At 35.6% G+C, this 13,442-nt stretch carries 11 protein-coding genes; all 11 read right to left on the reverse strand.

The window, feature by feature from the left end; translation table 11 throughout:
• Window positions 1-20: 20 nt before the first annotated feature.
• The 11 genes from rplT to ACXACQ_RS19320 all read right to left on the reverse strand — a co-directional run bounded on the left by rplT (window position 21) and on the right by ACXACQ_RS19320 (window position 13,406).
• Window positions 21-365: a 50S ribosomal protein L20 gene (gene rplT, locus ACXACQ_RS19270; RefSeq protein ID WP_474977621.1), complete on the reverse strand. Its 345-nt coding sequence runs from the start codon at window positions 363-365 to the stop codon at window positions 21-23.
• Between the two features lie 88 nt (window positions 366-453).
• Window positions 454-648: a 50S ribosomal protein L35 gene (gene rpmI, locus ACXACQ_RS19275; protein ID WP_474977622.1), complete on the reverse strand. Its 195-nt coding sequence runs from the start codon at window positions 646-648 to the stop codon at window positions 454-456.
• A gap of 29 nt (window positions 649-677) precedes the next feature.
• The gene (gene infC, locus ACXACQ_RS19280) at window positions 678-1,238 is read right to left on the reverse strand and encodes a translation initiation factor IF-3 (protein ID WP_474978490.1); all 561 of its coding nucleotides are present in this window, start codon (window positions 1,236-1,238) and stop codon (window positions 678-680) included.
• A gap of 158 nt (window positions 1,239-1,396) precedes the next feature.
• Complete coding sequence (gene thrS, locus ACXACQ_RS19285; protein WP_474977623.1) at window positions 1,397-3,328, reverse strand: threonine--tRNA ligase; 1,932 nt, start codon at window positions 3,326-3,328, stop codon at window positions 1,397-1,399.
• 16 nt (window positions 3,329-3,344) lie between these two features.
• On the reverse strand, window positions 3,345-4,445 hold the full coding sequence (locus ACXACQ_RS19290) for a tetratricopeptide repeat protein (RefSeq protein ID WP_474977624.1): 1,101 nt from the start codon (window positions 4,443-4,445) through the stop codon (window positions 3,345-3,347).
• A gap of 32 nt (window positions 4,446-4,477) precedes the next feature.
• Window positions 4,478-6,985 carry a DUF5686 and carboxypeptidase-like regulatory domain-containing protein gene (locus tag ACXACQ_RS19295; RefSeq protein WP_474977625.1) on the reverse strand — a complete coding sequence of 836 codons (2,508 nt, stop codon included), beginning with the start codon at window positions 6,983-6,985 and terminating at the stop codon, window positions 4,478-4,480.
• 30 nt (window positions 6,986-7,015) lie between these two features.
• On the reverse strand, window positions 7,016-7,660 hold the full coding sequence (locus ACXACQ_RS19300) for a SanA/YdcF family protein (RefSeq protein WP_474977626.1): 645 nt from the start codon (window positions 7,658-7,660) through the stop codon (window positions 7,016-7,018).
• Window positions 7,661-7,840: 180 nt separating this feature from the next.
• Entirely contained in the window at window positions 7,841-10,447 is a 2,607-nt protein-coding gene (locus tag ACXACQ_RS19305; protein ID WP_474977627.1) for a DNA gyrase/topoisomerase IV subunit A, read from the reverse strand.
• A 50-nt stretch (window positions 10,448-10,497) separates the two neighbouring features.
• Window positions 10,498-10,830 carry a hypothetical protein gene (locus ACXACQ_RS19310; RefSeq protein WP_474977628.1) on the reverse strand — a complete coding sequence of 111 codons (333 nt, stop codon included), beginning with the start codon at window positions 10,828-10,830 and terminating at the stop codon, window positions 10,498-10,500.
• Window positions 10,823-11,449, reverse strand: coding sequence for a SatD family protein (locus ACXACQ_RS19315; RefSeq protein WP_474977629.1), 627 nt, complete (start codon window positions 11,447-11,449; stop codon window positions 10,823-10,825). The genes ACXACQ_RS19310 and ACXACQ_RS19315 overlap by 8 nt, the downstream gene beginning before the upstream one ends.
• 85 nt (window positions 11,450-11,534) lie before the next feature.
• On the reverse strand, window positions 11,535-13,406 hold the full coding sequence (locus ACXACQ_RS19320; RefSeq protein WP_474977630.1) for a DNA topoisomerase IV subunit B: 1,872 nt from the start codon (window positions 13,404-13,406) through the stop codon (window positions 11,535-11,537).
• Window positions 13,407-13,442 lie beyond the last annotated feature (36 nt).

Raw genomic sequence — 13,442 nt, forward strand, 5'->3', positions numbered from 1 at the left:
TACAGACCTTTCGGTTAAACTTATTTTACTTTTTTAACGATAGCTTCAAAAGCTTCAGGGTGATTCATTGCTAAATCTGCTAATACTTTTCTGTTTAAGTCAATATTAGCTTTTTTAACAGCACCCATGAATTGAGAATAAGACATTCCGTGAAGTCTAGCACCAGCGTTAATTCTGGTGATCCATAATTTTCTGAAATCTCTTTTCTTAGCTTTTCTATCTCTGTAAGAATAGCCCCAACCTTTTTCGACAGCGTTTTTAGCTACTGTCCAAACATTTTTTCTTCTACCAAAGTAACCTTTGGCAGCCTTAAGTATTTTTTTTCTTCTCGCCTTAGAGGCAACGTGATTTACTGATCTTGGCATTTTTTAATTGTTTTTGGTCATTGGCGTTTCGATTACTCAAACACTTTAAAGCCACTAACCGGGTGAAAATTTAAAACCTAGTTATTTATTAGATGCTAAGCATCGTTTTAACATTGTTCTCATCTGACTTATGAACTAATCCCATTTTAGTCAGACCTCTCTTCTGCTTGGTTTCTTTTTTAGTCAGAATGTGGCTTTTAAAAGCATGTTTTCTTTTAATCTTACCACTTCCTGTCAATTTAAACCTCTTCTTCGCTCCTGATTTAACTTTAAATTTAGGCATTTTATATATATTATATAGATCTGTATTTTCTACTTTTTACCACCAGCCTTAGGTGCTATGAACATTGTCATTCTCTTACCTTCTAGTTTTGGTAATTGTTCTACTTTACCATAATCCTCTAAGGCTTGAGCAAACTTCAATAACAATATTTCACCACGCTCTTTAAATACGATAGTTCTACCTACGAAATGCACGTATGCTTTCACTTTAGAACCTTCTTTAAGGAACTTCATAGCATGATTCAACTTAAAGTTAAAATCATGATCTTCGGTATTAGGACCGAATCTAATTTCCTTAATTACCGTCTTCTGAGCTTTGGCCTTTATTTCCTTCTGTTTTTTCTTCTGCTCATACTTAAACTTAGAATAGTCTATAATTTTACATACGGGCGGATCTGCCTTAGGAGAAATTTCTACTAAATCCAAGTTTTGTTCTCGGGCCATCTTCAGGGCTTGGTCGGTAGAATAAATATCTACTTCTACGTTTTCACCTACTAACCTTACCTCACGGGCAGTAATTTTTGAATTTACTTTGTAGGGCTCTTCTACTCTCCCTCGATAGCCCCTTCGTTGAAATTTTTGTTTACTAATGTTAACCTCCTTATTTAATTAGAAAAAACAGATTGCAAATATCAAAATATTATTTGATATATCAAAAGTTTTATTATAGGTTAAGTTATTTATAACCTATCTAACCTTGACACACTCAATATTTAGACATTCTAAATATATACTCTAAACTTTAATTATTAAAATTTCAGTTCACTTTCCTTTTTAAAATGTGATATAAACTCAGAAAGTAGCATACTTCCCAAATCTCCTTCACCATGTCTGCGTACTGAAACTTTACTTTCTTCCATCTCCTTCTCCCCTACTATAAGCATGAAAGGTACTTTCTTAACTTCTGCGTCTCTGATTTTTCTTCCAATTTTTTCATCTCGGTTATCTACATAACCTCTTATATCGCTTTCTCCGAATTCTGCATAAACGCTTTCTGCATACTCCTGATATTTTTCAGAAATAGGCAACACAGCTATTTGGTCTGGCGCTAACCACAATGGGAAATTACCACCGCAGTGCTCTATTAGCACAGCCACGAATCTTTCCAATGAACCAAATGGTGCTCTGTGTAACATCACAGGCCTGTGTTTTTGATTATCGGCACCGGTATATTCTAACTCAAACCTTTCAGGTAAATTATAGTCTACCTGTATAGTTCCTAATTGCCAGCTTCTACCCAATGCGTCTTTCACCATAAAATCTAACTTAGGGCCATAAAATGCCGCTTCGCCAAATTCTCTGATAGTTTTCAATCCCTTTTCATCGGCAGCTTCTTGTATTTGCCTTTCAGCAACTTCCCAAAGCTCATCTTTACCAATGTATTTACTCTTATTTTCTGGGTCTCTTAAAGAAACCTGAGCTGTATAATCTTCAAAGCCTAAAGACCTAAATACAAAAAGTACAAGATCTATTACTTTTATAAACTCTTCTTTAACCTGGTCTGGTCTACAGAAAACGTGAGCATCATCCTGAGTAAAGCCTCTTACTCTAGTTAAACCATGTAACTCCCCACTTTGTTCATATCTATATACTGTACCAAATTCTGCCAACCTTACTGGCAAGTCTCTATAAGACCTTGGTTTAGATTTATAAATCTCACAATGATGCGGACAGTTCATTGGTTTCAACAAAAACTCTTCATCTTCATTAGGAGTTTTTATTGGCTGAAAAGAATCTTCTCCGTACTTCTCGTAATGACCTGAAGTTACATATAACTGTTTAGATCCGATATGCGGAGTAACCACTGGATCATAACCAGCTTTTACTTGCGCTTTACGCAAAAAATTCTCTAATCTTTCTCTTAAAATAGTTCCTTTGGGCAACCATAAAGGTAATCCCATTCCTACTTTTTCAGAGAACGTAAAGAGTTCTAATTCTTTACCTAGTTTTCTATGATCTCTCTTTTTTGCTTCTTCAAGGCGCTCTAAGTGCTCTTTTAATTCTTTCTGTTTAGGGAAAGAAACACCATATATACGCGTTAATTGCTTTCTCTTTTCATCACCTCGCCAATAGGCTCCAGCAATACTCATCAACTTAAGTGCTTTTATAACACCGGTATGAGGAATATGTGGCCCACGACATAAATCAACAAAATTACCTTGCTGATAAAAAGTAATGCTTCCATCTTCAAGACCTTCTATAAGCTCTAACTTATACTCATCGCCCTTACCTTCAAAGTACTTTATAGCATCAGCTTTACTTACGTCAGTTCTAACAAACTCACTTTTTTTCTTAGCAAGTTCTAGCATTTTCTTTTCTATGGCCGCAAGATCATCCTCTCCTAACACCTTATCGCCCAAATCTACATCGTAGTAAAATCCATTATCGATAGGTGGACCTATACCAAACTTAATGCCTGGGTATAATTCTTCCAGAGCTTCAGCAAGCAAGTGAGCAGACGAATGCCAGAAGGTGGATTTACCTTCATCATCATTCCAGGTTAACAATTGCACCGTGGCATCTGTCGTTATTGGACGGTTAGAATCCCAAACTTCACCATTTACCTTTGCAGAAAGGACATTTCTTGCCAATCCTTCGCTGATACTCATGGCTATTTCGTGGCTTGTTACACCTTGCTCATACTCCCTGACAGAACCATCAGGTAATGTAATCTTGATCATACTCAAAATTTACTTACTAATTATCTGTAATTTCTTTTTTCCTTATTAATGGAGGGGCACTACTCTGAATTGAATCATTTATTTTGCGTGCCTGCTCCATGCGCCACAAATATGCAACTTTTCTTTTCAAAATGTCCAATTCTGTGGAAGCTAAATTATAAGTGGAATCTTGCTTTAAAATAGATTCATAAGTATCTATTGCATCTTGGTAATGTTTTCGCTTGTCTTGAGCTCGCGCAATTACCATTTTTGCATCTATCAACTCAGCATCTTTACGTAAAGCTTCCGCAGCCATCATCTCGGCCGAATCATACTGATTAAGTTCGTAATAGCTCTTTGCCAAATAGTACCAATCCTGTTTATTGTCTCTTTGTTTGGTGAGAAACTGATAGATTGATTTGGCACTATCGTATTGATTCACTTTAACTTTCAGTTCTCCTTTAAATGCAATGAAATCAATATTTAAAGAATCTGAAGCCAATAACTTATTTATGTAAGTGGTAGCTTGGCCTATATTATCTTTATTCAAATAGATAGCGGTTAACCTTCTGTAAGGTAACTCAAACTTGCTATTAATTTCTGTAGCCTTTTCATAATTATCAACGGCATTGATGGTATCGTGCTGAGCTAAATAAATGTCTCCTTTCAAAGTAAGTGCATCTGCGGTTTTCTCTCTCGACAAAAATCTATCAACAGCTTGTAACGCCAAGGCCTCCTGCCCCACCATTTGATACTCTGAGGCCAACATTCTATAAAGTTCTCTATGCTTTACTCCCATAGCTTCTGCCATGGTCAGTACTTTTATGCCATCTTCAGCTTCTTTTAACTCGTAAAGTACTTTCCCTTTTAAATAAAAAAAGTCTGCATTGTCTTCTTCTAATTTAATGGCCACATCTATTTTTTCAGATGCAGCGGTATAATTACCTTTCGCCACATAGGCCTTTGCTAGCTGATAGTAAACGTTTGGATCCTTATTACTTTCAGCTTCTATCTCCTGTAAGTATTTAAGGGCATTATCTTCGTTTACATTCATTTCAATGGGCAGCATCTTATCTTTCGAATGCTTAACGCATGACGAAATCGTAAGAGCTAAAGAAATGAATAAAATAAATCGCATATGAGATGAATAACTTACTATAAGCTGTAAAGTTATAAAATAAACTGGAAGCTCAGCTTAACTGCGAATTTGTTTACATCAGGATTATCCAAATAGTTTAAACGGTGTAAAAAGTCTATCCTCAATATTTTAAAAATATTTTCTACTCCGTACCCTACTTCAACGTAAGGTGTATTTTTTCTAAACGAATGAATCACATCAGAAGACTCTCCTCCTTCAACTACTGGCAATAAAGCTTTATTGCCACTATCTAATTGACCATAGATAACATTGGCAGTGGCTAATGTACGCCACTTCAACTTACGCATAAGTGGTATTCTGTTGAGGATAAAACCTTGGAAATAATGGTTGTACCTGATGGCTGCATAAGTATCACTCACAAATTCAGAATAATTCATAAGGTTAAACGCAGCCGTAGTATAGAATGGAGATTCATTACCAATATGTGCCTTTAATAACGGGTAAGGTAAATTTTCAAAAATATGTTCTCCTTCTAATGTTACGTTACTGGTACCGAAGAATCCCATTTTAAAATCTTTGGTAATGTTAATTCCTAATTTGTTATAATTAAAATCACTACCTAAAACACCTTTAACACCACGCGTAAATCTCATGGTCACTATTGGCCACTTATCAGTTCCCAAGCTCACCCTATCATTATCATTTTGCACATATAGCTCGTCTTTAGCAAACCTAGCTTCTACTACCACTTCAGCGGTTTCAAAACTGCTGTGTATTGGTGAATCTGGATTACCCGGGGTTTCCTGATATGTAAAATCAAATAATGGATCGAAGGTTCTATAATTAAAAGCTACTTTCTGAGTAAACCCTTTGACCAACTCCCTTTGGAACATAAAACGAGCCTGTCTGTATTTGTAAGGTTTTATCAACTTTCCAAACCTAGTGGCAGCCAAAAATATATAGTTACCCATCAGATCATTTGCTGATAGCCCTACTTGATCAATATCTTTAGTATATTCGGCTCGTATGGTGGTCCATCTTTCTCTGCTCAAAATATTTTCAACAAAGCCCTGATATTTAAAGGCATCATCTTTAGTTCCGTATGCCAATCTTCCTCCAAAAACCCATTTATCACTAAAGTCAATATTGGTACGCGCACCAAGCTGAAACCTATGCCCTTCTACAGTATTATTAGCATAAACTGACAAATAAGGTCCCAAATCTATCTTCCCTACTTTTTTGTAACCTCCTATGGCCACTTTTAAAATTTCGGCATAAGTTTTAACCACAGGAATATTCCTAATGGTATCTATCATTTTATATACACTTTGCTCTGTAGCCGACAAGGGCTCATGTCTATGCTGATCCCAGAAAACATCTCCGTTATTTAGGTTAACATCTTCCTCTATTTCAATGGGTTTAGCATAAAACTTCAAATCATTAGGCTCATTAACTTTTATATTCTTATTAGAGGTATAAAACTTAGCCAATACACCGGCCATATTTTCCGTTACTTCACCTATATCTAATAGCACCCTATTTTTCACAGGAACCCAAGGCCCTGCAGTAGTTGGTGCTAATTCTTGTTGAATCTTTATCTTTTCAATGTAGTTAAGGTTGGCAGTTTGACTTACTGTTGCATCAATTTGTTTTAAAGCATATTCTTTTCTGGTAATCCACATAGTACCCTGAAAAGCTAAGTCTTGCTCACTTCTTGGAAAGAAATCTAACCTATAGCAGTAATCATCACCAATGTACGTACTATCAGTAAGGTCATAATCATAATAAAGCTTCCAGCCATCAGCAATAGGTGATACAAACTCTTTACTAACAATATTTAGCCAGTTTTGATAAAAATTATATTCTTGAAAGGATGAGCCTATAAATTGAGAAACTAGGGTTCCATCTTCAATACCTACGCCTGTAATTTTTGTTTTTAGAATATTTTCATGTTGAAGCTTTGGGTTGTTCCTATAGTAGTATTTGGACAAAGATTCCGAAATAAATACCGGCAAAACAGGTTTACCATCTTCTCCAGCTATTAGTTCTATGCTATCAATTACGCTTGTAATCTTCTGCATAAATTTTCTTTGCCTAAATTTATCTGATATATTATCTACATCTACCTCTATTTTAGTATAAGTTTCATACTCGTAGGCTTCTAATGATTTTTTGTTATTTTGATCTTTGTGCTTAATTACGCTACGCATAATTTCATAAGCAGGGTTCTCCCCTGCTACAAAAACCACCTCTTGGAGACTCATTACATCTTCTGCCAGCTGATAATCTATAGTGGTAATACCCGGTTTAATAGCCTTGGTTTTTGATATATAACCAATATATGAAGCAGTGATGGAATCTACATTTTGTGTTGTTTCCAACTTGTAAAAACCTTCAAAATTAGTGGTAGTACCTATATTGGTTCCTTTAAAAACAATATTGGCAAAAGGAATAGGGTCTCCAGAATTGGCATCCGTAACTTTTCCACTCACAGTAATTTTCTGAGCATGGATAACCGATGGCATTAGCACAGCACAGCCCAATAGGATCGCAAATAAAAAATAAAAAGTACGTTTCAAGGTTGATTTTAAATGTTGTATCAAATAATACTATATATCCAATGTTTCTTTTTTGCCCAAAAATTTAGGTCCCTTATGAATAAAATACAGATCCCAAACTGCTAATGTTCGGGCAAGGCACTCTCTTACCACAATCTGAAAAGCCATATCCTCAACCTTATCTGTTGCCATTAATACGGCACTCATATCATAAAAGTTGCTAATAAATAAAGCACGGTGTCCATGATATCGCTGAGTAATAATAATTACGTTATCCTGACCAAATATTTTTTTACACCTAACTATAGAGTCTAAAGTTCTTAAACCGGCATAATCAAGGGTAATATCTTCAGCAGGAACTCCTAGTTTTATTAGCGCTTTGCGCATTTTTATAGGCTCATTATAATAAATGGTTTCGTTATCACCACTTACTAATATATGTTTTATTTTACCTGCCTTATAAAGCTCGGCTGCCGTCTGCATCCGCTCTTTAAAATATGGGTTAGGCGAACCATTCATTAACAAATGGCTTGTACCTAAAACTAATCCAACTTTTGCTTCTGGTACCTTTTCAATATCACTATAGATCTGATCATTGGTATCAAAATAGATCCAAATATTTGATATTAAAACACAAAAAACAATAGTTGATATAACAAAAACTACAAATTTAAGTATTACCTTAAATATTTTCATCCAATTTTTTTATCATTTCTAACTGACAGAGAGCCAGTTAATCGTTAATCCAATTAATGGGATTAATACTAAAATGTTTTACTATTAATTAATGAGACCTATATAAACACAGAAAGTACCCTTTTAATAAGGGTACTTAATAATATACTTTCTATTCCGTTATTTAGTATAAAAAATTCTTTAAAATAACTTAATAGTCGATCCTGCTTCTAATCCATCATCGTCTTCATCATCATCACCTTCGTCTTCTGTCACTTCCTTCTCGTAATTGGAGCCTCCCACATATTTCACTTTTTTCACATCATACTGCGATATTTTGTTTCCAATGGCCTTCCACCCTTTCACATCAATAGCTTCATCGAGCGCAATTTCCTCTACTTCTACTTCCTTTCCTTTGCCCTTGGTAAATTGTAATTCAACTATGGCTTTATCATAAGTAGAGGCCACTATCAATTTAGACCCCGAGGCTTCACTGATGAATGCAAACTTTTTGTTTATGCTGGTAGTCTCAATCTGGAAACGTTTAATATAGTATGTTTTACTATCTCCATCATAGTGCACCACTGAAATCACTTTTTTAGGATTAAAGCGCTCTATGAGCATAATTTTATCTGGCTCATAACGATTAGTAAGCTCATAGGAAGTTAACTCATAATGACCATCTTTATAAATTACAAGAATGTTATCATCACCATTGAAAGTGCCAATGTGAATACCACGTTCGTCCTTATTTAAACGCCCTACGGACTCATCGTACCAAATATCTAAACCACTAAGCGTTGATACCCCTTCAGATTTTAATTCTATTTTACGAACGGGGTAACGAGTCAATATATTTCCTCCTGCACCTCTTCCTTTGATATCAATCTCTGCAAAATCGAAATCAAACACTTTTTTTCGAGCAGTACAACCAGATGTTAATTTTACATTAATCACTTCAGCCTCTCCATTAAGATTAGCCGTTAAATAAAGAATTTTAGAGCCTTTATTTTTCTTAGTGAGGTCGTACTCTTTATCTCTGGTAACAGCAGTTACATGAAATCTCTTGGCCATAGACCTACCCGTTTTTCCATCCAGATAAATCAGGTTGTAAGTCATCCTTTCGTCTCCCTTCTTCCAAACGCCAACATGCAGAATGTCTTTACCCATAAACACCTTGTCTGCAATACGAGAAACTACGCACTTACCATCTCTTCTGATAACTATGATGTCATCAAGGTCAGAACATTCACAAACAAACTCATCTTTTTTAAGGCTATAACCAACAAAACCATCTTGTCTATTAACGTATAGTTTTTGATTATTAGCAGCTACTATGGTAGTATCAATAGCATCAAACGACTTAATTTCAGTTTTACGCTCTTTACCTTTACCATATTTCTCTAATAATCTTGAGAAATAATCTACAGCAAAATCGATGATATGCGCTAAGTGATATTCTGTTTCTTTAAGCTCTTCTTCTAGTTTACGAAGTAATTCATCTGCTTTAAAGCTATCAAACTTAGAAATACGTTTGATTCTAATTTCTGTAAGCCTGATGATGTCCTCTTCGGTAATTTCTCTATAAAACTGAGGCTTGTACGGATCTAATCCTTTATCAATAGTTGCAATTACTGCTTCCCAAGTCTCACACTCCTCTATGTCTCTGTATATTCTATTTTCTATGAATATCTTTTCTAATGAAGAAAATAGAATCTTCTCCATCAATTCATGCTTTTTAATCTCTAATTCTCTTCTCAATAATTCAACCGTTTGGTTGGTATTGATCTTAAGAATTTCATTAACCGGCATAAAATGCGGTTTTTCATCTATGATTATACATGCATTAGGAGAAATTGATAGCTCACAATCGGTAAATGCATATAAAGCATCTATAGTAATATCTGGAGACTGCCCAGCGGCTAAAGACACCAAAATTTCTACATCGGCAGCAGTGTTATCAACTACCTGCTTAATTTTAATCTTTCCTTTATCATTAGCCTTAATGATGGAGTCAATTAAGCCTGTAGTAGTAGTACCAAAAGGAATATCTTTAATAACAAGAGTTTTCTTGTCATACTCTTCTATTTTGGCCCTTACTTTAACCTTTCCGCCTCTAAGGCCCTGGTTATATTCTGAAAAATCAGCGTAACCTCCGGTGGCGAAATCAGGGTATATATTAGGATTTTTGCCCTTCAATATATCTATAGAAGCCTTGATAAGCTCTATAAAATTATGAGGCAAAATTTTAGTACTTAAACCAACGGCAATCCCCTCTACTCCTTGGGCTAGCAACAATGGAAATTTTACCGGTAAGGTTACCGGCTCTTTCTTTCTACCATCATAAGAAAGCTGCCAGTCTGTAGTTTGTGGATTATACGTTACCTCCAGAGCAAATTTGGAAAGTCTTGCTTCAATATAACGAGGTGCAGCAGCTCCATCTCCAGTTCTAATATCACCCCAGTTACCCTGAGTATCAATCAATAAGTCTTTTTGGCCAAGATTTACTATAGCATCTCCAATGGAAGCATCTCCATGGGGGTGATACTGCATGGTACTACCAATGATATTGGCCACTTTGTTGTACCTGCCATCATCTAGTTCTTTCATGGCATGCATAATACGCCTCTGCACTGGCTTAAAACCATCTTCAATAGCCGGAACGGCCCGCTCTAATATTACGTACGATGCATACTCCAAAAACCAGTTTTCATACATGCCCGATACCGGCACCACATCATGTATTACGTCCTTTTCCGAATTATTCTCCTCTTCGTTTAAGTTATTTTCCTCGTTTTCTTCAGCCATTAGATTTTAAAAAATTAATAAACCTCTTTAAAAAAACAGTACGTTAACTGCTATGCCAGTATTTTATCAAACAATTGACTATAAATAAGGGCAAGTGTTATTGAAAACAAATTTCCCAGTAAGTAATAATCATTTGATATAGGATCTTCATCCTTAATTCTTGTTGCTATTTTTAATGCAGAAAAAAGAGTTAAAGACTGCGTAATTCCATTTACCATAGAAAATGTAATGAACGCACGTTCCAAAATTCCTTTAATTACGCTGCTACCACTTATTTTATTAGCAGTGTTCTTCTTATTCATGCGGGCCAAAAACCAAAATATAAAAATGGCCAACCCTTCGCTCAGAATAATTATAACCGCATAAATGAGTATGTTACGCATACGCTAAATTTTGAATGAGTCTTTTAGATATTAAAAATTCGTTTATTTTTAAACTCTTCTCCCTCCTCCACATGCTAGAAATGTCTTTATCAAACGCTGCTGCCACTTTTTTATAGTCACCTTCTTTTAAAAAGCCAGCAGCAAAAGGCTTATCCTTTTTTGACCAACTGTTATAGAGCGACCTGTATAAAATAAAAGCCATGTTCAGGTTTTCATTTTGATGCTCGGCCAGCCCAGCAACATGCACCTCTTTATCTTCGCCTTTTAATCCATTTAATGTATAACGGGCTTTGGTAAGCCCATCTCCTAGCATTTCATAAGCTATATCATGAGATATGGGCGTATCTATTTCTCCGTAATTAATAACATAACGAAGTTTATAGTCTACCGGTGAGCTTAATAATAGCTCATCCATCTCAAATATTATCTCAATTGCTACTTTTAGTGTTTTCACAATTCCTTGAAACTCATCTCCCAGTGTAATAGTTAAGGGAGAATCTATCTCACTCTTATATTTTGTATTCACAGCCTTTACCATAGACTTAAAATGAGTCATCAATTCAGCCCCTGATTTTGAGGAACTGCCAATGATATCTGCCATGATAATATAGTGCTGCATAATTTTATTGTAAAATAATTACAATAGTATGAATTTTGCATAAATATTGCAAAAAGTATTTTTTTGCAATATTTATGCAAAGAAATTAAGCTACTTCTTTTTCTTCCTGTACAATATCTTTTTCTACTCTCAGGTTCTCTACAATAAAATCCTGACGTTTAGGCGTGTTTTTACCCATGTAGAAAGTTAAAAGATTATTTACCGTAGTTTCTTTATTAAGAATAACCGGGTTTAATCGAATATCTTCACCTATAAAGTTTTTAAACTCATCTGGAGATATTTCACCAAGCCCTTTAAATCGGGTAATCTCTGGTTTAGCACCTAATTTTGCGATGGCCGCCCTTCTCTCCTCATCAGAATAACAATAAATGGTCTCTTTCTTATTTCTTACCCTAAAAAGCGGTGTATCAAGTATATAGACATGCCCTTGCTTTATCAATTCTGGGAAGAATTGTAAAAAGAAAGTGAGCAACAATAATCGAATGTGCATACCATCTACATCGGCATCCGTAGCGATTATAATTTTTCTGTACCTTAATCCTTCTATACCATCTTCTATATTTAAGGCATGCTGAAGCAGGTTGAATTCTTCATTTTCATACACTACCTTTTTAGTAAGGTTAAAGCAGTTAAGCGGTTTACCTCTTAAACTGAATACAGCCTGAGTTTGCACATCGCGCGATTTAGTGATAGATCCACTTGCAGAGTCTCCCTCAGTAATGAAAATCATGGTTTCATCAGCTCTATCACCCTTTTTGTCATTGTAGTGCTTTCTACAATCGCGCAGTTTCTTATTATGAAGATTGGCCTTTTTAGCTCTGTCATTAGCCAGCTTTTTAATACCAGCTATTTCTTTACGCTCCCTTTCCGACTGCATAATACGTTTTAACAACGCATCTGCCACCTCTTGGTTTCTGTGTAAGAAATTGTCTAACTCAGTTTTTACAAAGTCATTAACAAAAGTTCTCATGGTAGGTCCATCAGGTCCTACGTTTTGCGAACCAAGCTTTGTTTTAGTCTGAGATTCAAAAACCGGCTCTTGAACTCTTACTGCTATAGCTCCTACAATAGAAGCTCTAACGTCAGTGGCATCAAAATCTTTTTTATAGAAGTCTCGTATCGTTTTTACCACTGCCTCGCGCATTGCTGCCAAGTGTGTACCTCCTTGAGTGGTGTACTGACCATTAACGAAGCTGTAGTACTCCTCTCCATATTGGTTACAGTGAGTCAAAGCCATTTCTATATCATTACCTTTAAGGTGAATGATAGGATATCTTAAATTTTCTTCGTCAGTTTTTCTATTTAACAGATCTTTTAATCCATTTTCAGAAAAATACTTGTTACCATTAAAATTAATGGTAAGCCCGGCATTAAGGAATACGTAATTCCAAAATAGGTCATTTAAATAATCGGGAATAAAATGGAAGTTTTTAAAAACTGTTCCATCTGGTTCAAAAGCAATGGCAGTACCGTTTCTTCCGCTACTACTTTTTACTTCGTGGTCATTCACCAACTCCCCTCTATGGAACTCCGCCACCTTAGTTTGACCGTCTCTGTAAGACTGTACTTTAAAATAGTTAGACAAAGCATTAACAGCTTTGGTACCGACTCCATTCAGACCTACAGATTTTTGAAATGCTCCAGAGTCATATTTACCTCCGGTATTGATTTTTGAAACACAGTCTACCACTTTACCCAGTGGAATACCCCTACCATAATCTCTCACCTCTACCCTATACTCTGTAATCTTCACTTCGATGGTTTTTCCATGCCCCATCATATGTTCATCGATACTATTATCGATCACTTCTTTTACAAGTACGTATATACCATCGTCCTGAGCAGAACCATCTCCTAACTTACCTATATACATACCAGGTCTTAACCTTATATGTTCTTTCCAGTCTAGCGACTTAATACTGTCTTCAGTATACTCTATCTTATTCTCTTCAGCCATTTAAAAAAATTTAAGGGAAAAACGGACTAGCGAATA

This window comes from Fulvivirga sp. AWR4_260, assembly GCF_056158185.1.